Origin of the sequence: Nitrosomonas ureae, assembly GCF_900108305.1 — a bacterium.
Lineage (GTDB): Bacteria > Pseudomonadota > Gammaproteobacteria > Burkholderiales > Nitrosomonadaceae > Nitrosomonas > Nitrosomonas ureae_B.
Genome location: NZ_FNUX01000001.1, coordinates 144,376 through 168,750 on the forward strand (window position 1 = coordinate 144,376; position 24,375 = coordinate 168,750).

General features: G+C 46.9%; 28 protein-coding genes. 17 read left to right on the plus strand and 11 right to left on the minus strand.

The window, feature by feature from the left end; all coding sequences use genetic code 11:
- Positions 1–128: 128 nt before the first annotated feature.
- From C4S39_RS00710 to trpC, 3 genes are read left to right on the plus strand one after another with little or no spacing between them, the layout of a single operon-like run.
- A complete protein-coding gene (locus tag C4S39_RS00710; RefSeq protein ID WP_103965137.1) occupies positions 129–692 on the plus strand; it encodes an anthranilate synthase component II in 564 nt (187 codons plus the stop codon).
- A gap of 27 nt (positions 693–719) precedes the next feature.
- Positions 720–1,745: an anthranilate phosphoribosyltransferase gene (gene trpD, locus C4S39_RS00715; protein ID WP_103965138.1), complete on the plus strand. Its 1,026-nt coding sequence runs from the start codon at positions 720–722 to the stop codon at positions 1,743–1,745.
- Between the two features lie 5 nt (positions 1,746–1,750).
- Positions 1,751–2,608 carry an indole-3-glycerol phosphate synthase TrpC gene (gene trpC / locus C4S39_RS00720; RefSeq protein WP_103965139.1) on the plus strand — a complete coding sequence of 286 codons (858 nt, stop codon included), beginning with the start codon at positions 1,751–1,753 and terminating at the stop codon, positions 2,606–2,608.
- Positions 2,609–2,623: 15 nt separating this feature from the next.
- Here the strand turns inward: trpC and C4S39_RS00725 are convergent, their stop codons facing one another.
- Entirely contained in the window at positions 2,624–3,469 is an 846-nt protein-coding gene (locus tag C4S39_RS00725) for an HDOD domain-containing protein (RefSeq protein ID WP_103965140.1), read from the minus strand.
- A 342-nt stretch (positions 3,470–3,811) separates the two neighbouring features.
- Between C4S39_RS00725 and C4S39_RS00730 the strand changes: the two genes are divergently transcribed.
- The gene (locus C4S39_RS00730) at positions 3,812–5,383 is read left to right on the plus strand and encodes a glyoxal oxidase (protein WP_103965141.1); all 1,572 of its coding nucleotides are present in this window, start codon (positions 3,812–3,814) and stop codon (positions 5,381–5,383) included.
- Positions 5,384–5,554: 171 nt separating this feature from the next.
- Positions 5,555–6,133 (plus strand): PEP-CTERM sorting domain-containing protein, encoded by a 579-nt coding sequence (locus C4S39_RS00735; protein WP_103965142.1) that lies wholly within the window; start codon positions 5,555–5,557, stop codon positions 6,131–6,133.
- An 89-nt stretch (positions 6,134–6,222) separates the two neighbouring features.
- Here C4S39_RS00735 and C4S39_RS00740 read toward each other — a convergent pair whose 3' ends face one another.
- Complete coding sequence (locus C4S39_RS00740; RefSeq protein WP_103965143.1) at positions 6,223–7,890, minus strand: serine/threonine protein kinase; 1,668 nt, start codon at positions 7,888–7,890, stop codon at positions 6,223–6,225.
- Between the two features lie 386 nt (positions 7,891–8,276).
- On the opposite strand from C4S39_RS00740, the gene C4S39_RS00745 reads away from it, so the two are divergent.
- The 7 genes from C4S39_RS00745 to C4S39_RS00775 all read left to right on the plus strand — a co-directional run bounded on the left by C4S39_RS00745 (position 8,277) and on the right by C4S39_RS00775 (position 12,434).
- Positions 8,277–8,768 carry a low molecular weight protein-tyrosine-phosphatase gene (locus C4S39_RS00745; RefSeq protein ID WP_103965144.1) on the plus strand — a complete coding sequence of 164 codons (492 nt, stop codon included), beginning with the start codon at positions 8,277–8,279 and terminating at the stop codon, positions 8,766–8,768.
- 15 nt (positions 8,769–8,783) lie between these two features.
- Positions 8,784–9,890 (plus strand): S-(hydroxymethyl)glutathione dehydrogenase/class III alcohol dehydrogenase, encoded by a 1,107-nt coding sequence (locus tag C4S39_RS00750; protein ID WP_103965145.1) that lies wholly within the window; start codon positions 8,784–8,786, stop codon positions 9,888–9,890.
- A 2-nt stretch (positions 9,891–9,892) separates the two neighbouring features.
- Entirely contained in the window at positions 9,893–10,735 is an 843-nt protein-coding gene (fghA, locus tag C4S39_RS00755; protein ID WP_103965146.1) for an S-formylglutathione hydrolase, read from the plus strand.
- 105 nt (positions 10,736–10,840) lie between these two features.
- The gene (locus tag C4S39_RS00760) at positions 10,841–11,113 is read left to right on the plus strand and encodes a type II toxin-antitoxin system Phd/YefM family antitoxin (protein ID WP_103965147.1); all 273 of its coding nucleotides are present in this window, start codon (positions 10,841–10,843) and stop codon (positions 11,111–11,113) included.
- A complete protein-coding gene (locus tag C4S39_RS00765; protein ID WP_096292827.1) occupies positions 11,082–11,363 on the plus strand; it encodes a Txe/YoeB family addiction module toxin in 282 nt (93 codons plus the stop codon). Before C4S39_RS00760 ends, C4S39_RS00765 begins: the two co-directional genes overlap by 32 nt.
- A 102-nt stretch (positions 11,364–11,465) precedes the next feature.
- Positions 11,466–11,618 (plus strand): hypothetical protein, encoded by a 153-nt coding sequence (locus C4S39_RS00770; protein ID WP_258039221.1) that lies wholly within the window; start codon positions 11,466–11,468, stop codon positions 11,616–11,618.
- 108 nt (positions 11,619–11,726) lie between these two features.
- Positions 11,727–12,434, plus strand: coding sequence for a RipA family octameric membrane protein (locus C4S39_RS00775; RefSeq protein ID WP_103965149.1), 708 nt, complete (start codon positions 11,727–11,729; stop codon positions 12,432–12,434).
- Between the two features lie 187 nt (positions 12,435–12,621).
- On the opposite strand, the gene rdgB is transcribed toward C4S39_RS00775, so the two are convergent.
- The 4 genes from rdgB to C4S39_RS00795 form a co-directional block, all read right to left on the minus strand.
- A complete protein-coding gene (gene rdgB, locus C4S39_RS00780) occupies positions 12,622–13,224 on the minus strand; it encodes an RdgB/HAM1 family non-canonical purine NTP pyrophosphatase (protein ID WP_146059731.1) in 603 nt (200 codons plus the stop codon).
- Complete coding sequence (rph, locus tag C4S39_RS00785; RefSeq protein WP_103965150.1) at positions 13,221–13,943, minus strand: ribonuclease PH; 723 nt, start codon at positions 13,941–13,943, stop codon at positions 13,221–13,223. The genes rdgB and rph overlap by 4 nt, the downstream gene beginning before the upstream one ends.
- 27 nt (positions 13,944–13,970) lie before the next feature.
- Positions 13,971–14,777 carry a type I methionyl aminopeptidase gene (map, locus tag C4S39_RS00790; RefSeq protein ID WP_103965151.1) on the minus strand — a complete coding sequence of 269 codons (807 nt, stop codon included), beginning with the start codon at positions 14,775–14,777 and terminating at the stop codon, positions 13,971–13,973.
- A gap of 100 nt (positions 14,778–14,877) precedes the next feature.
- Positions 14,878–15,471 carry an SPOR domain-containing protein gene (locus C4S39_RS00795; RefSeq protein WP_103965152.1) on the minus strand — a complete coding sequence of 198 codons (594 nt, stop codon included), beginning with the start codon at positions 15,469–15,471 and terminating at the stop codon, positions 14,878–14,880.
- Between the two features lie 137 nt (positions 15,472–15,608).
- Here C4S39_RS00795 and C4S39_RS00800 point away from each other — a divergent pair, with 137 nt between their 5' ends.
- The gene (locus C4S39_RS00800; RefSeq protein ID WP_103965153.1) at positions 15,609–16,274 is read left to right on the plus strand and encodes a c-type cytochrome; all 666 of its coding nucleotides are present in this window, start codon (positions 15,609–15,611) and stop codon (positions 16,272–16,274) included.
- 85 nt (positions 16,275–16,359) lie between these two features.
- On the opposite strand, the gene hemL is transcribed toward C4S39_RS00800, so the two are convergent.
- From hemL to thiD, 3 genes are read right to left on the minus strand one after another with little or no spacing between them, the layout of a single operon-like run.
- Positions 16,360–17,640, minus strand: a complete 1,281-nt coding sequence (hemL, locus tag C4S39_RS00805; RefSeq protein ID WP_103965154.1) for a glutamate-1-semialdehyde 2,1-aminomutase — start codon at positions 17,638–17,640, stop codon at positions 16,360–16,362.
- 56 nt (positions 17,641–17,696) lie between these two features.
- Entirely contained in the window at positions 17,697–18,344 is a 648-nt protein-coding gene (gene thiE, locus C4S39_RS00810) for a thiamine phosphate synthase (protein ID WP_181023710.1), read from the minus strand.
- Positions 18,316–19,173 carry a bifunctional hydroxymethylpyrimidine kinase/phosphomethylpyrimidine kinase gene (thiD, locus tag C4S39_RS00815; RefSeq protein ID WP_103965155.1) on the minus strand — a complete coding sequence of 286 codons (858 nt, stop codon included), beginning with the start codon at positions 19,171–19,173 and terminating at the stop codon, positions 18,316–18,318. Before thiD ends, thiE begins: the two co-directional genes overlap by 29 nt.
- A 52-nt stretch (positions 19,174–19,225) precedes the next feature.
- On the opposite strand from thiD, the gene C4S39_RS00820 reads away from it, so the two are divergent.
- Together C4S39_RS00820 and gloA are read left to right on the plus strand one after the other, a co-directional pair.
- Positions 19,226–19,414: a rubredoxin gene (locus C4S39_RS00820; protein WP_103965156.1), complete on the plus strand. Its 189-nt coding sequence runs from the start codon at positions 19,226–19,228 to the stop codon at positions 19,412–19,414.
- Entirely contained in the window at positions 19,415–19,810 is a 396-nt protein-coding gene (gloA, locus tag C4S39_RS00825) for a lactoylglutathione lyase (protein WP_103965157.1), read from the plus strand.
- A 38-nt stretch (positions 19,811–19,848) separates the two neighbouring features.
- Here the strand turns inward: gloA and C4S39_RS00830 are convergent, their stop codons facing one another.
- Together C4S39_RS00830 and apaG are read right to left on the minus strand one after the other, a co-directional pair.
- Positions 19,849–20,553 carry an SAM-dependent methyltransferase gene (locus tag C4S39_RS00830; RefSeq protein WP_103965158.1) on the minus strand — a complete coding sequence of 235 codons (705 nt, stop codon included), beginning with the start codon at positions 20,551–20,553 and terminating at the stop codon, positions 19,849–19,851.
- Positions 20,554–20,610: 57 nt separating this feature from the next.
- Entirely contained in the window at positions 20,611–20,994 is a 384-nt protein-coding gene (gene apaG / locus C4S39_RS00835; RefSeq protein WP_103965159.1) for a Co2+/Mg2+ efflux protein ApaG, read from the minus strand.
- A 535-nt stretch (positions 20,995–21,529) separates the two neighbouring features.
- On the opposite strand from apaG, the gene C4S39_RS00840 reads away from it, so the two are divergent.
- Entirely contained in the window at positions 21,530–23,812 is a 2,283-nt protein-coding gene (locus C4S39_RS00840) for an esterase-like activity of phytase family protein (protein WP_103965160.1), read from the plus strand.
- 101 nt (positions 23,813–23,913) lie between these two features.
- Positions 23,914–24,228 (plus strand): transposase, encoded by a 315-nt coding sequence (locus tag C4S39_RS00845; protein WP_103965161.1) that lies wholly within the window; start codon positions 23,914–23,916, stop codon positions 24,226–24,228.
- The last annotated feature ends 147 nt before the right edge of the window (positions 24,229–24,375 follow it).

Below are 24,375 nucleotides of genomic sequence, written 5' to 3' on the forward strand. Positions count from 1 at the left end.
AATAATGTTATTCGCATACCGGTCGAACTGGTAAAATTTATCCGCCAGGATTCAAGAATTTTGTCACTGGGTTTGATTTTTTTCAGAAGCTTCAGAAATAACTATTACCAACAACGCACATAATAATCATGTTGCTAATGATTGATAACTACGATTCTTTTACTTATAACCTGGTGCAGTATTTTTCGGAATTGGGAGAAAAGGTTGTCGTATACCGGAACGATGAAATTACTCTGGATAAAATTTCGCAATTAAGCCCCCGGCGAATTGTGATTTCCCCCGGCCCATGCACGCCCAATGAAGCGGGCGTATCACTGTCTGCCATTCATCAGTTCAGTCAGAATATCCCCATTCTAGGCGTCTGCCTGGGACATCAAAGCATCGGTCAGGCATTCGGCGGGCGAGTTATTCATGCAAAACAATTGATGCATGGAAAAACATCTCCGATTTATCATCATAACACCGGTGTTTTCCGGAACTTACCTAATCCTTTCACCGCCACGCGCTATCACTCTCTTGTCGTTGAGCGCTCAACACTGCCCGATTGCCTGGAAATTACGGCATGGACCGAAGATGATGAAATTATGGGCATCCGTCATAAAACCCTTGCCATCGAAGGCATTCAGTTTCATCCTGAATCCATTTTGAGTGAACATGGACATCAAATGCTCGAGAATTTCCTTAATCGTTAAGCGATCAGACTGCACAGAGGCAATTTCATGAATCCACAGGAAGCGCTGCACCGGATCATCGCGCATCAAGAAATATTGCACGATGACATGATCGCTCTAATGCGAAAAATCATGCAAGGTGAAATTTCCCCCATGCTCATCGCTGCAATCGTCACCGGTCTTCGGGTAAAAAAAGAAACCATAGGAGAAATAGCTGCCGCAGCGCAAGTCATGCGCGAATTTGCGACCAAGGTCGATATTCCCAATGACACGCATCTGGTAGACACTTGCGGTACGGGCGGGGATTCCTTACACACCTTTAATATTTCAACGGCATCGGCTTTCGTGGCCGCCGCCGCAGGTGCCCAGGTCGCCAAACATGGCGGCAGATCCGTTTCGAGCAAATCCGGCAGTGCTGATGTACTGGAAGCACTGGGCGTCAATCTCAACCAAACACCACAGCAAGTTGCTCAAAGTCTCAATGAAATCGGTGTCGGCTTTATGTTCGCTCCCAATTACCATGCTGCAATGAGACATGCCGCCCCGGTACGACGCGAATTAGGCATCAAAACCTTATTCAATATCCTGGGGCCATTAACAAACCCCGCCAATGCCAAAAGGCAAGTATTGGGGGTTTTCAGTGAAGACCTGGTAAAAACCTTGGTCCATGTGCTGCAACGATTGGGCAGTCAACATGTATTGATCGTGCATGGCAAGGATGGATTGGATGAAATCACGATCACAGGTGAAACGATTATGGGTGAATTAAGAAATGGCCAAGTAGCCATTTATAGCATTAAACCGGAAGATTTCAGTCTTAAATCCACTGGCATCGATGCTATTCAGGTTAGCAATAATGAAGAGGCAAGAACCATGCTGCTTTCAGTTCTTAGAAACAACCCGGGACCCGCGCGGGATATCGTTGTAATGAATGCCGGCGCTGCGATATATGCTGCCGGACTCGCAGACACCCTGGGATTGGGAATCAGAGCGGCGCAAAGAGCCATCGAAAGTGGCGGTGCATTGAAGAAACTTCATGATCTGGTGGAATTTACCAATAAAAATCCGAATTAAAAAATATGCCTGATATTCTAAGCAAAATACTCACCGTAAAAAAACAAGAAATAGAAGCCGCCAAGGCATTAAAATCTTACCCAATCTTACTTCAAGAAGCGCAATCCGCGGCACCACCACGGGATTTTGTCGCCGCCATTCAAAATAAAATTGCTGCAGGAAAATCAGCGGTCATTGCTGAAATTAAACAGGCCAGCCCGAGCAAAGGTGTTTTACGTGGACGCTCCTCGGGAAGCGCGCATTCTTTTGAGTTTATTCCCGCCGAAATAGCTCAGACCTATGCTCAGCATGGCGCAGCCTGCCTTTCCGTATTGACCGACCAGCAATTTTTTATGGGCAACCCCCAGTATTTGCAAGCGGCAAGGAACGCCTGCTCACTTCCAGTCTTACGCAAGGATTTCATTCTGGAAGAGTATCAGATCGCTGAAGCACGTGCGATGAACGCAGATTGCATTTTATTGATTGCAAGCGCTTTCTTGCTGGAATGCGGCAATCCATCAGGGAGTCCAAAAAATGAATCTCTGGAGCGTATGTTAAAGCTTGAGCAACTGGCTCACTCGCTGGGAATGGCTGTTCTGGTAGAAGTCCATGACGCCGCTGAGCTGGAAATGGCTTTGCGGCTATCAACACCCTTAATTGGAGTCAATAATCGTAACCTGCGTACTTTTGCAACATCGCTCGATACAACGTTGGAATTACTGCACTTAATTCCATCTCAAAAAATTGTCGTCACCGAAAGCGGAATTCATACGCCTGCAGACGTTGCGCGCATGCGTGCTCACCAAGTTAACACATTTCTTGTCGGGGAAGCTTTCATGCGCGCGGAAGATCCGGGCATTGAATTGGCGCGCTTGTTTTCTTAATGGATAGTTTATGCTTCAGGCAGGACTGGCACTTTCGCGCGGCTTGTTAGCGCCGACGATCGTCATGACGTCACACGCTTGCAAGTGCAGGAGTTTGGAAATCTCTTCATAGTCGTCAGGTAATGCCGCATCGTCCCAGCCATTAGCGGAGTGCCTGGCCAGATTCACTGCAAGTATGACATTGCGAACCCGTTGTGATCTTGCATGCTCATCATCCATCAGCGTAATGAGCAGCTCAGGCAATTTCCATCTGACGGCAAGCTCGTGCTGCAATTGATTTAAAGTAAACCCCAAAAATTTTTCTTGTACTGCCGCACTCCTTAACGCTTTATTTTGCTTTTGCAATTGCTTGATCTTCAACATTTCAACGGGTGCGAAGCACCACATCAATATTTCTGCGATATCGTGCAACAAGGCAGCCAGACGGATATCAGCAAAATGCAGATCGTGCAAACGAATCGCCCAGTCATACGCATAAGATGCTGCCACATTGGAACGATGAGCCGTTTTTAATAAATGGACGAGCGCGCTCATGTTACTGTGCCCAAGAACTTCTTCGGCCAATGGTTTAGGAGGAATTTTCTTAAGCATGGTTTCAAGTCCGAGCATCATTGCAATCTGTTCGGCTTCCATCACATCATGTTCTTGGCAGCGGTGCTTGTGATCTTGCATGTAACGCATAAGTTTTACTGTCATCAAAGGATCATTTTTCACAACACTCGCATAACTTCGTGCATTCAGGTTTTGTTCATCTTTTGTGAGAATCTCAAGATTCCGTGCAGTTTGTTTGAGGACAGGAATTTCTGCTTTTGTGAGGAAATTGATCCAATCTGATAGTTTTCTTAAGATTGGTTGAGACATTCTGAACCCCCGGATAAGATTACGTGAAATTCCTTACGACATTTCTTTATAAACCTTGAGGAAACAATAATCTAGCCATTGAAAATGACCCATGACAATCACGAGCTCTGCTTACATCTTTCTGAGAGAAAGAGATGAAAAATACAGCAAAGTGTATAAATACTCATAAGGGCAAAGTAAGGTATTCCAGACAGGCTGTACATAACAGACCCGGGCAGTTTATTTATTGTTGACATTCTCCACTATTTCATTGTTATAAAATGCAATTCCCTTTATTATCACTCATATAAGCAAACAATCCACCACCCAAATTTTCATACTTTCAATATCAGGAGAAACAGGATGTTTAAGCGCTCTCTTTCTGCTCAAGGAATCTGGCATCTCAAGTATCTTTTACCCGCCATCCTGTTCTTGTTTCTTTTTCTTCACGGAAGTAACTTTCCAGCGGCGGCAGCGGGATCACAAGCTCACCTGAAGGGCAGATTCGGCCCTCTGCACGATTGGCCCGTTGTACCTATCGCAATGATGCTGATGCCGGATGGACGAGTCATTGCTTATGGAACCGATACCGTGGGTACGCAGATTGGCAATCTGCTCTATGTTATTTGGGATCCATCGCTCGGCATCGGATCCAATGCGTTTGAGACATTACCCAACACCACCCTTACCGACATTTACTGCGCTGGTCAGGCGCATCTCCCCGATGGCCGCGGCCTGTTTTTTGGTGGCGACGCTTTCTTGAACACGAAGAGGCAATATGCGCACGCTAATGTGAATATTTATGACTCTTCTACCGATACATTAACGCACCATCCTAAAAATATGACGTTTAAGCGTTGGTATGCAACAGCTGTAACACTGCCCAATGGTGAGCATGTCGTAATGGGAGGCCGCAACAGCAGGGATTTTCCCGGAACACCCACCATACCCGCCACTGTAGCGACTTATTCACCGACGCCGGAAGTGCGCACAACCAGCGGGCAATGGCGTGTGCTTAGCTCAGCGACCAGTAACGCCGCTTACGGCGCACTGGGCGGCACCGGGGTTGCCTGGTTTTATCCCAGGGCCTGGGTAAACCCGCAAGGCAAATTGTTCATTCTTGGCCACGACGGAGCAATGTACAAGCTCGATCCCTCAGGCACCGGTACGCTCTCGAAGTATAAATCAACCATACCGCCGGGCCTTAACAGCCTGCCGAGCATCATGTATGCCCCTGGCCGCCTATTATCCATTCGCGACAATCGCACAGCGCTCGTTGTCAACATCAATGGTAGCGGCGAACCGGTTGTGACTTCGGGCGGCACACTGGCAAAAAAACGTCAATATAGCAATGCGACCGTACTCGCCAATGGCTCCGTCTGGATCAATGGAGGGTCATCGACGGGTAACGACCTAGCAGGTGCAGCTTTGGATTCCGAGCTTTGGAATCCCAGTACAAAAATATGGAAATCAACAGCAAGAGCGGCCACTCCCCGTCTGTATCACTCAACTTCACTGCTTCTTCCCGATGGGAGCGTCATTACTGGAGGCGGTGGCACGCCAGGTCCTTTGACTCAGCTTAATGGCGAAATTTACTACCCGCCTTATTTATTTAAAAAAGACGGCAGCGGGCGGTTTTCTCTTCGACCGGTTATTGTCGACGCTCCAACAACCATGATGAGCTGGAATGAGCAATTTTCTATCGAAGCAAGCGAAAATATTTCCAGGGTCACGCTGGTGCGTATTGGCGCTACGACACATGCATTCAATAATGAAACACGTTTTTTTAATCTGCCGACCCCACAAAAAGGTAACCGTATCGTAACAGTAAAAACACCAGCTTCAGCTAATGCAGCCCCTCCGGGGTTCTATATGCTTTTCGTATGGAATCTTGACGGAACACCATCAGTGGCCAGGATCGTACAAATTGGCTGAGTTATTACTCATCAACAGGAAAATAACGATTTATTTAACTTTATTAAGTAGTTAGAAACTATAAATATATGGATGGCTATCAATTAATAGAATTCGATGGTACCTTATGAAGCTTAAGAATAAATCCGCGAGCATCTTTTAATACAAATCAATTAATCAAAAGGTCTTCCCATGAAATCAAAAATTTATTTCTTCACAATTCTGATACCGTTAGTTCTCGGCTTTACTTCCCAAGCACAAGCCGGACTGATCGGCAGCAGTGTGAACACCCAATATTATGCTTACGGCGCCATTTACAACGGCTCTGGATCGCCGGCTAGCTTTGTAGCCAACGGTACTGTGCAAAATTCTTTTTTTAATTATTACGCTCTGACAATAACCGACACTACCGTGGAATATGACTTTCTGAGCGATTTAACATGGGCTCCATCTGCAGTATCTCTGGACCGGGACGGCTTATTTATCACTAACGGAAATCTGCTCAGCTTTACAAATGCTCCTTTCATCACTAACGTGACCTTCAATGATGCAAGTAGTGTAGTGCCTGGCTTTAACCTGACGAATGTAACCTTTAACAGTCACGAAATTGCGGTTGATTGGCAAAACGTAACCTTTCATCGCGGTGACAAAGTCATCCTGGATGTCAATGTGATGACACCTGTTCCAGAACCAGGAACTTACGCCATGCTGTTGATTGGATTATGTTTAATTAGCCTGATAATGTATCGCAAGAAAGAAACCAGCGCATAAATTTAAGTTCAAATTTGTGATTTTCCGTAACAAAACCACGGGAAATCACAAGTTCAAATCACATAATTTCATCGATACAATCGAAGCACTCATTCATCAAGCACCCGCCCAGATCGAATTTCCCGCAGCTTAGGATCGTCAGGCAAAATGGATTCCGCTCTTTGCAAATAAAGTCTGGCTGCATCAAGCTTACCTTCAGCCCTTGATTTCTCAATAAACTGAATATAACGATCCACCATCTTCTGCAGACCTTCGAGCGCCTCTGCATTATTGGATTCCATCGCCAACACCATCTGGTAATATTTGTGCGCATTGTCTCTTGCAGGTGTGGTGAAGCGTTCCACTTTCATGGCCTTCTCAGCAGCCGCCAAATGTTTCTTAATTAAGCCTGCATCAATTGGATTTACCGGAGAATCCTGCCCCGCGGATTGCGGCAAAGATGCATCAACTGCTGCATTACGTTCCGCTTCAACAACCGCCAGTCCCTCTGGGAAAAAGATACTTGCACCGGATTGATTCTCAGGCTCATACGACATTGCTCGTACGGTTTCGGATATTTTATCGGGGACGGATTCTTGATTTGATTCGGTTGCAGCGGATGCAACGGATGAATCTTCTTCTTTTATCTCCGATGTATCAGCGACTTTCCCGGGATCGCGTTGAAATAAAGGCTCAGTAACCACAGTACCTGCCTCCCCATCCAATAGCTTCGCAGGATTCTCGCCAAACCATAATCCAACAGTCACCAGGACAACGATTCCGATCATGATGCCCATCAATAGTGCATTATTAGCGACCGGGCGGCTACGGGAAACGGTCTCTGCAGTGGTCTGTTTTACAGTTGCAGTTTTGGTTTCACTGGCATGTTCGGATTTCAGCAACGCCAGAATCTCACCCGCCGATTGCGGCCTATCCTGATATTCCGGCTGTAGCATCCACTGCACCGCTTGCAATAATTCAGCGCTATAGGCGATGTCCGGAGATCCGGAGAGATCACCCATTGGATCGGACTCCCCCTGGCTTAAGGCCGTTTTCCTGATCTGCGCCGCAACAGGCGAGCGATGCGTCATACCTGCATACAGGACTGCACCCAACGCATAAAAATCGGTTGCAGGCCCAGGTTCATTGCCGGATTCATATTGCTCCGCAGGCGCATAACCAACGGCTAATTCCTCAGTGAGGCGCGAGGTACGCGCAGCGATCGCTAATCGTGCGGCAGAAAAATTGATCAGTAGCGGTTCACCATCCTTACCGATAAGAATCGCCGCAGGTTGAATGCCACCATGCACGATTTTGTGTTCGTGTATTTTCTGCAACGCGCTCAAGACCGACGTCAGTATGAATTTTAACTCTGCTTCCGCCAGAGAGGCTTGTGCCTCTAATAACTTGGAAAACGGCATTCCCTCCTGGCTACCCATAATCAGATACGCCGTTCCGTTCGATAAGAGAATATTCTCTGTCACAGCAATATTAGGATGCTCGATCTGGATAAGAACCTCGGCCTGATGCACAAATGCCTTTAATCCATAGTCAAAATTTTCTTTTTCTGCTGGAAATTTAGGTTCAATACCAACACCATCCGTTGCACGCAGGGCAAAATCGTGAGGAAAGTATTCACGTATTTTTATCCGTTCCTTAAGATGATGATTCCAGCCACGATAAGTGATATCAAATGAACTCACTTTTGCAACGCCTTTAATTTCATAGACGCCGATTTGCGTGCCTTCGGGCAGATTTTGATCGTGTATTTGTGTCATGATAGGTATTATTCCTGTTACTAATATCGATAAGGTGTCTGATTTTTATTATAAGCACCTTAGAGCTGCAAGGTTAACCATGATAACCTGTCCTGCAAGGCAACCAGTCGATACAGCGGTCCGTCACAATAAAAATAAAACGGTCAGTAATGGGATAGTGTAATGCAACTGAGTTAAAAAGTGGGCGCCATGGCATTCTTGGAATAGAATCATTTTAGCATTTGCATAAAGATGGCTTGCCAAGCTTAATGACGTATTAGTAAACTTTGAGTTAATTCAAGAAAACCGGAAGAATGTTAAAAAACAGTCGGGTGATTTGCCCGCAAGGCAAGCTATGACGATTCATCGAATATTATTAATACTGCCAGTCTCGAGTCACAATAATCATGAACCAGAATAAAAAAATAAAAGTATTATTCGTCTGCATGGGCAATATTTGCCGATCTCCAACCGCGGATGCGGTATTCCGGCATATCGTCAAGACCGCCGGAGCGGATCACATGATTGAAGTGGATTCCGCGGGTACGCATGCTTATCACATTGGCAACCCGCCGGATCACCGTGCGCAGCATACGGCATTGCAACGCGGGTACAAAATGCACGAATTACGTGCCCGCGCAGTGCAATCGAGTGATTTTGAGGAATTCGACTATATTCTTGCCATGGACAACGAAAATCTCGCCTTATTGCGGCAGCGCAGTCCTCAGCAGCATCTCGGCAAGATCCAGTTATTCATGCAATATGGCGAAAACAATCCTGCAAGTATCGAGGTGCCTGATCCTTACTTCGGCGGGCAACAAGGATTTGAGCAGGTGCTGGATATGGTCGAGGAAGCCAGCCGCGGTCTGCTGGCGCATCTGCGCACTCATAAAATATAACGAGGACAAATTTCAATGAAAACAAAAGCTGCAATAGCCTGGAAGGCCGGTCAGCCATTAACGATCGAACAGGTCGATCTGGCAGGCCCGAAATCCGGTGAAGTGCTGGTCGAGATCAAAGCCACCGGCATTTGCCATACCGATTATTACACGCTATCAGGCGCTGATCCCGAAGGCCTTTTTCCGGCCATCCTGGGTCATGAAGGCGCCGGGGTGGTGGTGGATATCGGCCCCAACGTCAAGTCGCTGCGCAAAGGCGATCATGTCATTCCGCTATACACGCCGGAATGCCGCGAATGCAAATTCTGCCTTTCCCAAAAAACCAATCTATGCCAGGCGATTCGCAGCACCCAGGGCAAAGGCCTGATGCCGGACAGTACATCGCGCTTCTCTCTGGATGGAAAACCGCTGTTCCATTACATGGGCACATCGACATTCTCCAATTACACCGTGGTACCGGAAATCGCGCTGGCGAAAATCCGCGAAGACGCCCCTTTTGACAAGGTGTGCTACATCGGTTGCGGCGTCACCACCGGGCTCGGTGCGGTGATCTACACCGCCAAAGTCGAACCCGGCGCAAACATAGCGGTGTTCGGTCTGGGCGGAATCGGCTTGAACGTGATTCAAGGCGCGCGCATGGTCGGCGCCGGCAAAATCATCGGCATCGATATCAATCCGGGGCGCGAAGCGATGGCGCGCAAATTCGGCATGACGCATTTCATCAATCCGAACGATGTGCCCAATATCGTCGATGCGGTGGTGCAATTGACCGATGGCGGCGCGGATTACAGTTTTGAGTGCATCGGCAACACCAAAATCATGCGCCAGGCGCTGGAATGCACGCACAAAGGCTGGGGACGCAGCATCATCATCGGCGTCGCCGAGGCTGGTGCGGAAATCAGCACGCGGCCATTCCAACTCGTTACCGGCCGCAAATGGGAAGGTTCCGCCTTCGGCGGCGCGCGAGGCCGCACCGATGTACCCAAAATCGTCGATTGGTACATGGAAGGAAAAATCGACATCGATTCGTTGATCACCCACATCCTGCCATTGGACAAGATCAATGACGGCTTTGACTTGATGAAAAGCGGTGAATCCATCCGCTCGGTGGTGATTTATTAATCATGACGACACTCGAAACCCGCAACCAGCACAGCTGCTTCGGCGGCATTCAGGGCTTTTATCAGCACTCATCCGGGATCATCGGTTTGCCGATGCGCTTTTCCGTGTACCAACCGCCCCAGGCGCAATATCAGCGCGTGCCGGTGGTGTTTTTCCTGGCCGGACTCACCTGCACCGAAGAAACCTTCATGATCAAAGCCGGCGCGCAGCGTTACGCGGCGGAATACGGCCTGATGCTGGTATCGATGGACACCAGCCCGCGCCAAACCGGAATTGCCGGTGAAACGGATGATTGGGATTTTGGCGCCGGTGCGGGGTTTTATCTGGATGCTTCGCTCGCACCGTGGTCAAAGCATTACCGTATGGAAAGCTACATCACGCAAGAACTGCATTCCATCATCACCGGCCAATTCCCCGCAGAACCGGATCGCATCGGCATTTCCGGCCATTCGATGGGCGGTCACGGCGCGTTGACACTGGCGCTGCGCCATCCCGATCTGTTTCGTTCGGTATCCGCGTTCGCGCCGGTTTGCGCACCAATGCAATGCCCGTGGGGACAGAAAGCATTCCGCAACTATCTGGGTGAAGATCAACAAAACTGGCGCCAGTACGACGCTACCGCGCTGATCAGAGATGGCCGTCACGTGCCTGATTTATTGATCGATCAGGGTATGGACGATCAGTTCCTGGCTCAGCAACTGTACCCGGAAGCTTTAGAGAAAGCGTGCCGTGAAGCGGATCAGAATCTCACGCTGCGATTTCACAGCGGGTATGACCATAGTTATTATTTCATCAGCACGTTTATCGGCGAGCATTTGAAGTATCATCGAGAGCAGCTTGGTTAATTTAATGTTTTCCACGATCGCATAACCCATTTGATCTCAGTGTAATGATTGTGCTACTGTTGCATTCCTTAATTAAGTGTACGGTCATACCGTACGCCAATCAAAATGGATAACATCAGCGTCAATAAATTTCGCGATAACCTGAAAAACATCGTTGAGAAGGTTATCAGCGAACATCAGCCGGTTAAAATTACCCGTCGAAGCGGTGAGGATTTTGTGATCATCAGTGCCGAAGATTGGGCGCGTGATCAAGAAACACTTTTTGTGCTCCAAAATACGAGCCTAATACAACAAATTCTGGCTTCGACACAGACCCACACCACAAAATCGGGATATATCCCACCGGATGAAGAAATCCAAAAGATCCTTGGTGTTTGAAGGCAATACGTGGGAAATTTACGAAGCACTGAAAACACGTGACCCGCGCCTGCATAAATCACTATGCAACATTCTGAAAGAAATGCTTCGCGATGATCCATCAATGGGCACCGGTAAACCGGAAATGTTGCGGCATAACTTAACAGGTTTCTGGTCGCGCAGGCTTAGCCAAAAAGACCGGGTGATCTACAAATTTGACGATAAGTATGTTTATATTTTCGCCATTGGCGGACATTACGAACAACTGTAAATAGATCATCGAACGCGCATCATCGTAAATAAGCATAAGGCTGCCATTCATATTGGCAACCAGGGCCATGAAGTATCGCTAGAAATTCGCAAGCTGTACGAAGTGCTCTCCAGATCAGATGAGGATGCGGAAAAACATGGGCAGATTCGCGTCATTGACGAATCGGGAGAAGATTATTTATACCCGGCCACTACATTTACTTACGTATCATTACCGGAAAATGTCATTGAACGCGTCATTTCAGCGTTCGTTTAGCATATTCGATAGATGTGAGAAACAATGAAAATTCATCCTCATGCGAATCTTATGATGCAATGCTTTTTAGTTATTTCATTACGTGCTTGAGTGAAAGAATTCTTGATTATGGACCTGACACCATATGCGCTTCAGATGAGATTTAGATTTATGAAAAATAAATATTTTAAATTTTATGATGGATTTTGTAACAAAAAACGTAGAGAGAAGGCATTAGACCATGCATTGGATATAAGAAAGTTTGAAATCGAACTTTATTGGAAAAGAGCTACTTATTTTTGGGCATTCATAGCTGTAACGTTTGCAGGATACTTTTCCGTATCAGTTTCAGAGTCGATACCGCCGGGAATGTCGGAAAAAAAAATAATGAATAAGCAAGATATACTGCTACTAATCTCTTGTATCGGATTTGTTTTTTCGATTGCTTGGTACTTTGTAAACAGAGCTAGCAAGTTTTGGCAGAACAACTGGGAGAGGCATGTTGACTTACTAGAAGATGAAATAATAGGGCCACTCTATAAAACTAGACTTGAAGAATGCTGCACATCTTTTTGGAAGCTAAACAACTCATACAAATTCTCCGTATCCAAAATAAATCAGCTTTTGAGTCTATTTGTTGTTTTAATCTTTTTTCTTCTGCTAATAAACGTATTGATAACTTACTATAGGATTACACTCCCCTTCGAATTATTCCCAACTATCTGCCTTTTTCTAACAGTCATTTTCATTTGTGCGCTTTACGTTTTTGGCAAACAAGATGACAAAGACGATAATGCAATGATTGCAAAATACCGATCAACTACACTTAAGGATTAAATCTATAGCCAAGAAATTAAAAACAAATATAAGATATAAGTAAATGTAGTGAATTCTGCATTGTTATAAAATAAATCTGTTTTTTAGATTTAAGAAAGCCAGAAAACCAATAGGATCCATATAAGAATTCCTGTTTTTGCGAAGAGTCACTCTGCGGAATCGAGAAAGTTTTGCAGAATGGCAGTTTTCAAAATTCCCCAGCACGTAAAATTTCTACCAACTTTGCCAGCGCCTGACCGCGATGGCTGATTCTATTTTTCTGTTCAGAAGTCATTTCTGCGGAAGTTTTACCAAATTCCGGCAGATAAAAATACGGGTCGTAACCGAATCCGCCTTCGCCGCGCGGCTGGTCGATGATTTCGCCGTGCCACGATCCGTCGACGATGACCGGCTGCGGATCGGCAGCATGGCGCAGCAGTACGATGACGCAATAATAATAAGCGCGGCGATCGGTCTGTTGTTTCAGCGCTTCGATGAGTTTCTGATTGTTACGCGCATCCGATTTGGGTTCACCGGCGTAACGTGCGGAATTGACGCCGGGCGCGCCGTTCAGCGCCCGCACGCAGATGCCGGAATCATCCGCCAATGCGGGTAATCCCGAGCAGCGGCTGGCATGGCGCGCTTTGGTCAATGCATTCTCGACAAAAGTGCCGTGAGGTTCATCGGCTTCACCGCAATTGAAATCAGACTGCGGTACTGCGGCAATTGCCAAAGGCGCCAGAATAGCATTGATTTCCCTTAATTTTCCTGGATTATGGCTGGCGATGACCAGTTTGTGCAGTGCATTCATGGCTGAGACAGGACTGTGCGCTGAATCCCAATCAATTCCTGAATGCCCTGTTGCGCCAAATCCAGCATCTTATCCAGTTCTTTGCGGTTGAAAGCGTTGCCTTCCGCAGTGCCCTGCACCTCGATGATGCCCAGACTGCCGGTCATCACCACATTCATATCCGTATCGCATGAAGAATCTTCAACATAATCCAGATCCAGTACCGGAACGCCTTGATGAATGCCGACCGAGATCGCCGCCACATGGTCCGTGATCGGCGAGGTTTCAATGAGTTGCTGATAAATCAATTTCTCGACCGCGTCATGCAGCGCAACAAACGCACCGGTGATACTGGCCGTGCGCGTGCCGCCATCGGCCTGAATTACGTCACAATCAATCTGGATGGTGCGTTCGCCGAGTTTTTTAAGGTCGACCGCAGCGCGCAGCGCACGTCCGATCAGGCGTTGGATTTCCATCGTGCGCCCCGATTGCTTGCCTTTTGCCGCTTCACGCTGCATACGGGTATTCGTCGAACCGGGCAGCATGCCGTATTCGGCCGTCAGCCAGCCTTGACCCTGGCCTCTGAGGAAAGGGGGAACTTGCTCACTGATACTGGCGGTACAGATCACCTTAGTATCACCGCATTCGATCAGCACCGACCCATCGGCGTGCTTGGTGTAACGGCGAATAATGTTGACCGGGCGGATTTGCGCCGGTGTACGCTGATGGCTTCGTGTCATGACTGAAATTTTATCCCGAATGAGAACCTAGTTGGAAAAACGATAAGTCGGTTTACCCGGAGTGCCCGCTGATACGGTCAGAACTTCATAACCGTCTGCAGTAACCAGAATGGTATGTTCCCACTGCGCTGACAAGCTGCCATCTTTGGTGGTAACGGTCCAGCCGTCCGGCAGATGACGAATGGCCGCTTTACCCGCATTGATCATCGGCTCTACGGTAAAGATCATCCCTGGTTGCAATTCCAATCCGGTTCCGGTCCGGCCATAATGCAGCACTTGGGGGTTTTCATGAAATTTTGCGCCGATGCCATGGCCGCAGAATTCCCTGACCACACTATACCCCACCCCTTCGGCCAGTTTCTGAATGGCGTGTCCGATATCCCCTAAACGCTTACCTGGCTTGATTTCATCGATGCCCCGCCACATCGCTTCAAACGTAACCTCGCATAAACGTTTCGCCTGGATAGAAGGTTCCCCCACGTAAAACATCCGGCTGGTATCCCCGTGATACCCTTCATAAATCACGGTAATATCGATATTGATAATGTCTCCGTTTTTTAATTTTTTTTGACCCGGAACACCATGACAAATCTGATTATTCACCGAAGTACAAATGGATTTGGGATAAGGAGTATGCCCTGAAGGCGCATAATTCAAGGGCGCAGGAATTGTCTTTTGCACATCGACCATATAGTGATGGCACAACGAATCCAGTTCCTCAGTAGCGATGCCTGCCACGACATAAGGGTTGATGTAGTCAAGCACTTCCGCCGCCAGCCGTCCTGCAATGCGCATTTTTTCTATTTCCTGCGCTGTTTTTATCATTACCGTCATTATTAGTTTATTCGATGATTGAATGAAAAATTTTGAAATATCATTAATTCTTAATAAATTGCAACAAACTTTGATAACCCGATGTTCTTACGAGGGTATATTATAAACGCTCACACTTGCCTTGAACTAATTGCGTGTCATCAAATTGCTCAACCAATTTTTGCATCTGCTCCTTAATCATTCGCGTCGGATTATGGATAACTATATTTTTTAGCAAAACACTGCGGTCTTCTATTCTGGCATTGGCGATACCCTTTTTCTCCGTCTCCCTTAATTGTTTCAGCGCATCGTTCTGATCATAAAACATACCCAGAGAAATTGCATTCTTCCATTGCGTTTCATCTTTGACGCGGAAACTGACAATGCCCAGATTTCTTAATTTATTGATTTCACGATTGGCAGCTTCTTTATTCGAAAAAGGCGGAATATACAACCAGAACATAATGGTATCACCCGATTCTTCCAGGCTATACAACAGTTCAGGAAATAATTCCGACAAAACTGTCTGAGCATATTGGATTTGTTCTTCATAAAACTTACCCCAGATCAAACAACTTTCATGCGCTGAGACCAATACTATTTTTTCAGGATTCTGTTGCGCCGACAGAAATTCATTTTTCTCTTCCGGCAAGAACTGATTGCCCATTACATAGGCTATATTAACTAACAGTAAAATAATAAAGATTATTTTCATTGAAAAATAAAATATTATAATTAACGAAGATCAGCTTAATTTTGTTGTTAACGTTGTTATGCCTTGTTAAAATACGCCGTTATTTCTCGAACATGTCTAGCAATTTTTGAAAGCCTTTTAAAAACGGAATAAGAAATATGAAAATAATTAAGATGATGGTAATGCTTGCAGCATTTGCAATAGCTGCACCGATTTCGGCTGAAGCCCCCGAAGATGATGCGGCACCTGCTGATACCACCCTCGCTGCACCTGCCACAGTGGAGGAAATTGCATCGGGCGTATGTGCGGGCTGCCACAATGCGGATGGTAATAGCGTTATTCCGATGAACCCTATCCTGGCGGGTCAGCATGCTGAGTATATCACTAAGCAGCTCATGGATTTTAAAGCAATCGGCGATGCGCCGCCTAAACGCAATAGTCCTGTCATGTCCGCGATGGTAGCAACGCTATCCCAGGAAGATATGGAAGCGCTAGGCGCGTACTATGCCAAACAAGCAGCCGTTCCAAGCCAGATAGCGGCCAAAGAGAAATTAGTTGAGACAGGCAAAATTCTTTATCACGGCGGAAACCTCGGCAACGAAGTTCCTGCCTGCGCCAGCTGTCATGGCCCCACTGGTGCCGGTATCCCGCCTCATTACCCTGCAATAGCCGGACAGCATGCAGAATATACGATGATGCAACTGGAGCTATTCAACAAAGCCGAGCGAGGCGATAATAATAATAATGTCATGCAGAAGGTGCTTACCCGCATGAATCCGCTGGAGAAACACGCCGTTTCAGCTTATATTTCCACTATGCGCTGAGTAGCGCTCCGATTAAGAAATAAAAAAGGTGGCGAATGCCACCTTTTTTATTTCTGCTTCGCTCCGCCATTAACAACAGACGAAACTACCAGTTTCCGAAGATTTTCTCTGCCGCAGACAATGTTTTATCCAACTCATTATCTCCATGCGCCGACGATACAAAACCCGCTTCAAAGGCCGAAGGTGCAAAATAAACACCCTCCTCCAGCATGGCATGAAAGAATCGGTTAAAAGCCGATTTATCGCATTGCATCACCTCGGCAAAGCTGCCGGGAATATTTTTACTAAAATACAGCCCAAACATACCACCAATAGATTGCGCGCAAAAATCGATCCCATGATTTTTAGCTTTGGTAGCAATGCCATCGACCAATTGCTGCGTTCTGCCCGACAATTTATCGTAAAAACCGGGCGCTTGAATCAATTTCAACGTTGCCAGTCCCGCTGCGACAGCCACCGGATTACCGGACAGCGTGCCTGCCTGATAAACCGGGCCCAACGGCGCCAAGCATTGCATGATATCGCGGCGCCCGCCGAATGCCGCCATCGGCATACCGCCCCCGATGACTTTACCCAATGCGGTCAGATCGGGTTTGATCTGATACAACCCTTGCGCGCATCCCAGACCGACACGAAACCCGGTCATCACTTCATCAAATATCAGTACACTACCGCTTTGCGTGCACAATTCCCGCAGCTTGGCAAGAAAGCCAGGTTGCGGAGCAATCAGATTCATATTGCCGGCAACCGGTTCAACAATCACCGCGGCGATTTCTTGTCCCCATTGATTGAATGCAGCTTCGATGCCTGCGATATCGTTATAATCCAGAACGATCGTATGACCGGCTGTCTCCGCCGGAACCCCTGCGGAACTGGGATTGCCGAAGGTTAATGCACCCGAGCCCGCCTTGACCAGCAAGGAATCATCATGACCGTGGTAGCACCCTTCAAATTTAACGATCTTACTCCTGCCGGTAAACCCCCGCGCCAGACGAATTACGCTCATGCCCGCTTCGGTCCCGGAACTCACTAATCGCACCTGCTCAATTGACGGAATCAATTGACAAATCAGCTGCGCGATTTCCAGTTCCGCTTCAGTCGGCGCGCCAAAAGTCAAACCATTCTGTGCGGCATTCTGAACCGCCTTCACGACCTCCGGATGCGCATGACCCAAAATCAAAGGACCCCATGAACCCACATAGTCGATATACGATTTACCGTCCGCATCCCAAAAATATGCACCTTCGCCACGTTGAAAAAAAACCGGCTCACCACCAACCGATTTAAACGCACGGACCGGGGAATTTACGCCGCCGGGAATATATTGCTGGGATTGTTCGAACAATAGATGATTACGTGAAGTCATTTAGTTACTCATAAAAAGAATTGATAAAGATAAAAAATAATCCGGATTAAAATGCATTACAGATTTTCTGCAAATAATTGCGTGTACTGCGCTGCTCTTATCCTGACATTTCCGGCCTGAAACAAATCGCTGCAAACGGCTATGGCATCACAACCGTTATGAACAAACATTGCGGCATTGATCAGCCGGATTCCGCCAATCCCGACAACTGACGCCGTTAATATTTGCCTGGCTTGCTTGATCAGGCTAATCGAAACCGGCGTTGCTTCCGGTTTGGTCACCGAAGAAAAAAAAGCACCAAAAGCGACATAATCAGCGCCTTGCTTCTCAGCCTCAATCGCCAGATCCAGATTGTTATAACACGATGCTCCAATAATTCTGCCTCGCTTCAGAAATTTTCTCGCATCGGATACTGAGATATCGTCCCGTCCCACATGCACCCCATCCGCATCAATCTCTATTGCAAGATCAATATCATCGTTGACAATCAATGGAATGGCATACTTTCTGCACAACTGCAACAGCAATCCGGCTTGTTTTTTGCGTAACGCATTATCCACTGATTTATTACGATATTGAATACACTGCGCCCCGCCTGCCAGTACTTGCTGCGTCTTATCCAGCAGCTCGCCGGTATTTCCGGAATCCGGCGTGATCGCATATAACCCTCTAATTTTATGGCTTATCAACGGCCGCACCGCCATTCTCGTCTTCGCTTTCCTCAATATCTCTGGCCCAGAAAAGCCTGTTGGGAATATATTGCCCCATGCCGGGACGGAATCCGGCTTGCAATGTGTGCCAGGTGTAATCCTGAGCTTCCAAGACACTCTCGCTAATCGATAAGCCATTGGCTAATGATGCAGCGATTGCCGATGCCAGTGTACAACCCGAACCATGATACGTATGCTCAAGCCGCTCCCATTCATCTGCACGCACAATACCTTCAGCATTAAACAAGGTATTCTTCACTTGCGTTGTATTTTCGTGCGTGCCCGTTATCAATACATATTCGCATCCCATATCCAATAATCGATGGGCACAAACACTCAAATCCAGCCTGCTTTCACTACTGTCCACATCCAGTTGGGCAAGATACCTTGCTTCCAAGCTATTGGGCGTTAATATCGTAACCTGCGGCAACAACAATTCACGCATCGCATCGATCATTTCCTCGTTCGCAAGTTCATCTCCGCGCCCGGAAGTCAGTATAGGATCCATCACTAAAGGGATATGAGGATAATCGGAAATTACCTCCGCGATAGCAGCAATAATTTCAACGCTACCCAGCAAACCAATCTTAAACACATGAACCGGCATGTCTTCCAGAACGGCGCGCGCTTGATCCGCAACCCATTCGGAATCCAGTGGCATTACCTCATCCACACCTGTTGTATCCTGGACAGTTATGGCCGTCATGACAGATAGCGGATGACAGCTCAAACTGGCGATAGTCAACATATCCGCCTGCAGGCCTGCTCCACCACTGGGGTCATTGGCAGCAAAAGAAAGTACGATTGGGGGTGGCTGTAACATGCATTAATACCGTAAAATGTTATTTTAACCTAAAAGGACACTGCTATCTATCATGTCTACCGAAGAGAATCATCAATATAACCGTTATATGTGTTTGATTTGCGGCTACATCTATGATGAAGCCTTAGGATCTCCAGATGAAGGTATTGCACCCGGTACGCGCTGGGAAGATGTACCAATCAATTGGACTTGCCCGGAATGTGGCGCACGTAAAGAAGATTTTGAAATGGTAAAAATTTAAATGCGTATTCTGCATACTATGCTTCGGGTTGGAAGTCTCGAAAAATCACTTGCGTTTTATACGCAAGTTCTAGGGATGAAGTTATTACGCCGCAAAGACTACCCGGATGGCAAATTTACCCTCGCTTTTGTAGGTTATCAGGATGAGGCTAGCGGTACCGTATTGGAACTGACGCATAATTGGGATACCTCTTCGTACAATTTAGGAGAAGGTTTTGGCCACATCGCCATTGAAGTCGATGATGCTTATCAAGCCTGTGAAAGCACCAGGAAAATGGGGGGAAAAGTAACGCGTGAAGCGGGTCCGATGAAACATGGCACGACAATCATCGCATTTATCGAAGATCCCGATGGCTACAAAATAGAATTTATTCAGAAAAAGCATCCTGATCAATAATCACTCGGATTAGCGGATAACGCTCATATTAAAATCAGTTATCCCAGCAATAAAAAAATCGCCGGTATTTTATTGACGTCTGGTAAAGAACGCCGCCACTCTCTGATTGATTTGGTTGCAATCATCTCACGGGAAAATGTCAGATCGGTTGCAACGCACAAGTCGGTATTGTCCTTACACACTTTAACGAGTTGCTCGAGCAGTTTCTGGTTACGGTACGGAGTCTCAATGAAAATCTGCGTTTGCTTCAGATGGATCGATATTCTTTCCAGCTCGGCTATTTTACTTGCTCTTGCTGCGCCCTCAACCGGCAAATAGCCGTGAAAGGCAAATCGCTGTCCGTTTAATCCTGAAGCCATCAACGCCAGCAAAATGGATGATGGCCCAACCAAAGGCACGACAGGAATATTATTTTTATGCGCCAGCCTGACCAGTTCGGCTCCAGGATCCGCCACGGCCGGACAGCCTGCTTCGGATAGCAAACCCACATCATGTCCAGCCAATAATGGATCCAGCAAAGCCAAAAAATCGTTTGCGCGCGTGTGTTCATTCAGGATCTGGATATTTAACTCCTGTAAGGGGCAAGTGCAATCCAGCCGTTTCAGAAATTGTCTCGCCGTTTTAGGGTGCTCAACGATAAAATGAGAAATTTCAGCAACGCATTGCTGCACCGCCGCAGGCAGCACCCAAGCGATATCGGTTTGACTGATCGGCGCCGGAATCAGATAGAGCTTACCGGTCATTAAAATGATGGCGGCTTAAAACATCACACATACGCCAGGATCTTAAAATCAGACACACTAATGCAGCGTTCTGGGAACACTCAGTATAAATTCCGGTATGGCCACATCAAAATGGAAGCCATCTTCAGCTGCCATTTGATAACTGCCTTTCATCGATCCAACCGACGTAGAAATCACCGTTCCACTGGTATATTCAAAACTATCTCCCGGCTTGAGCAACGGCTGTTCGCCCACAACGCCCAGCCCGCGCACTTCCTGAATCGTGCCATCGCCGTTATTGATAATCCAATGCCTGCTGATGAGTTGGGTGGCAACTGTCCCGTTATTTGCAATCGTAATGGTATATGCAAATACGTGCCGTTCCGATTCCTCATCTGATTGATCGGGCAGATATACGATACGAACGCTGACTTCAATTTCATACTTGTTTTCTTCGGCCATCTTTTCGTTCCAAACTGTTTTACGCTCTTAGCGGTAGTTTACCAAGAAATAGCATCAATATTGACAATCAATTGCTGTCCGGTTAATGGTAAAAAAGAAAAACATACCCGTCACAAATTTAAAATTCAATTCCAGGCCACATTTTCAACTTCGCTCATTCTATTTTGATCAGCTTGAGACGCGGCCGCCGAGTTGAAGCCCGCTTTCACCTCCAGGAATAGGGATTGAACCCGCAGAGATTGAATGATTCCTGGATACGTCGCGCACTGGAAATTCCTCTCCGTTATGCAGCCAATTAATCAGAGCTTCCTTAGGCAACTGAATTAAAAAGCATTACACCGGATTTGCCACTTCCTCTCATGCAATATGCGGGGCTACCTGTCATTTATCTTTTGTTTGACGCATACCCGCAATAAACACGTAATAAATTTCCTTTAGCATCCACAAAGGCAACGAATTTGGATTTAATCAATACAAATTCATTACCTGACAATAATTAACGTTCAGACACTCAGATCACTAAGGGTATTTTATTATGAAATTTTCCAGAAAAGCATTTCGTTTTACAACAAGTGCATTAAGTCTTGCAATAATCGCGGCATTTCCAGGCTTGGTTTTTGCTGAAAGCAAAAAATCGGACACCCCTCACTTCCAGCGCATAGCCACTTATCTGGTATGCGAAAATACAAGCTGTGACAGAAACATAGTCAACGAAACGGTCGCTGAGATTGTGGCTGCGAGTAAAGATGGCAATACCCTCATTTACACGGATAGCCCAACCGGACGAATTGGATTCGTAGATATTCATGATGCAGAAAATCCAGTCAGCCTGGGCACGCTGCATACGGGCGGAGAACCAACATCCGTTGCGATTTCGGGCGATTATGCCCTGGTTGGCATCAATACTTCAGCTAATTTTCTGGAACCTTCAGGCATTCTGGCTGCATATCATATCCCTTCATGCCTGCCGGACATTTCCAACTGCTCAGCGATTCGTGAAATCGACATGGGAGGGCAGCCGGATTCTGTCGCTACCAGTCCGGATGGCCGATATGCTGCTGTTGTGATTGAAAACGAACGCGATGAGGACATCACCGTATCTGGCGTGGAAGGTGGCTTGCCTCAACTGCCAGCAGGTTATCTCAATATCATCGATCTGGTCGGCACACCCGCAAATTGGAGTGTACGCCAAGTTGACCTGACTGGTTTAGCGGCTTATGGCAGCGATGATCCGGAACCAGAGTTTGTCAGCATCAATCAGCGCAATATTGCCGCTGTCACTATGCAGGAAAACAATCATATTGTGTTTGTAAACCTCGTCAACGGCAAGGTGTTGCAGCATTTCAACGCCGGAACCGTAACGCTGGATGGTATTGATATTACTGACAATAAATTAATCGACTTTGCCGATACTTTAACAGATGTTGTACGTGAGCCGGATGGTATTGCCTGGTTGGACAATAACAAAATAGTTACTGCTAATGAGGGAGACCTTTTTGGCGGCAGCCGTGGTTTCAGCATGTTCAATCGTAATGGCAAGGTACTCTATGATTCCGGTACAGAATTTGAATATCTGGCCGCAGCAGCCGGCCATTATCCAGAAAAGCGCTCTGATAACAAAGGCACTGAGCCAGAAGGAATCACAACCGGCCGCTATAAAAATGAAACTTTCGTTTTTGTCGGATCCGAACGAGGAAACTTTGTCGGTGTATACCAAGCTAATGGCAACAAACTGAAATACAAGCAGATGTTACCCACTGGCGCTGGCCCGGAAGGCTTGCTTGCCATTCCCGGCCGTAAGCTTTTCGTTGCATCGACCGAAGTTGATTCTCCCGTGCGTTCTCAAATCAATATCTTCCGCCTCGAACATAAGCCAGCGGCTTATCCTCAAATCAAATCCACACGGCAAGCGGATGGCAAACCGATCCCCTGGGGCGCATTATCAGCGCTATCTTCCGATAGATATGATGCAAAACGGCTTTATGCGGTCCATGATAGTTTTTACGATAAAAGCCGGATTTATAGTATAGATATCAGCAAGCATCCTGCAAAAATTACTAGCGCGACACCTTTGTTAAAAGATGGCGCAAGTGTCAATTATGATCTCGAAGGAATAGCACAGCGCAGTAATGGCAGTTTCTGGCTTGTATCCGAAGGCGCAGGTACGTCTACGACACCCAATCTACTCATTGAAGCGCGCAGCGATGGCACAGTAATACGCGAGATCCGCTTACCTGCCGCAGTTGAAGCGTTGCAGCAAAGTAATGGTTTTGAGGGTGTGGCCGTAACAGGAAAAGTGGACGCTACCGAGCAAGTTTACGTAGCCTTTCAGCGGGAATGGAAAAATGACCCGGCCGATATGGTACGCATCGGACAATACACACCGGCCTTGGATTTGGATCCCGCCGTCGATGAAGGTGAATGGAAGTTCTTTTACTATCCTCTTGATCCAGTGGAATCCCCTGCGGGTGGTTTTGTAGGGTTATCGGAAATTACCGCATTGGACAATAATAAATTTGCGATCATCGAACGGGATAATCAGGCCGGACCGAATGCACGCATCAAACGTGTTTATCGCATAGATATTAGCGGCGTTATACCCAAAACACAGGCAGAAGGTAATTTTCCAATACTCAACAAAACACTGGCTATCGATGTGCTACCCGCGATGCAGGCCAATAATGGCTGGGTTCATGACAAATTGGAAGGACTGGCAAGAACAGCGAACGGAACAGTTTATGTTGTTACCGACAATGATGGGGTTGACAATTCAACTGGCGAAACGCAATTTCTGAATCTGGGTAAAGCGTTAAATTAATCTTCAGCGATATCAATGGAGTGCTGCTTCGGTGAGTCTGTAAGCAGCACTTTGAATCCCCCGCTTTACCGGAGATTCTATTTCTTGAATTGAGAAGAGTTATGAAGAAATACATAGAATACACACCAGAGGTTCGGGCGCAAGCGGTCTGGCTGGTGTATGAACATCAAGGGAATTATGTGTCTCAGTGGGCAGCTATAGAATCGATAGCATCCAGGATAGGCTGCACACCGGAGATACTGCATGCATGGATACGCCAATCAGAGACTGACCAGGGTGCTCAGTCAACATCGGACCGGCAGAGGCTCAAGGAGCTGGAACGTGAGAATTATGCGCTAAAACAGGCATACAAGATATTACACAAAGCCACCGATTATTTTGCGCAGACGGAGCTCGAACGCCAACCAAAGAAATAATGTGTGCTAGCTCAGACTTAATCTGACAGTCACCCGTTTTTTAAGTACCTGTCAAATCAGTATTAATCATGCATCGTTTTCACCGCAACAAATCCACATATCAGTTAAAAAAACAAAGCATCCTGGCATTCGACAAAAACGATAATG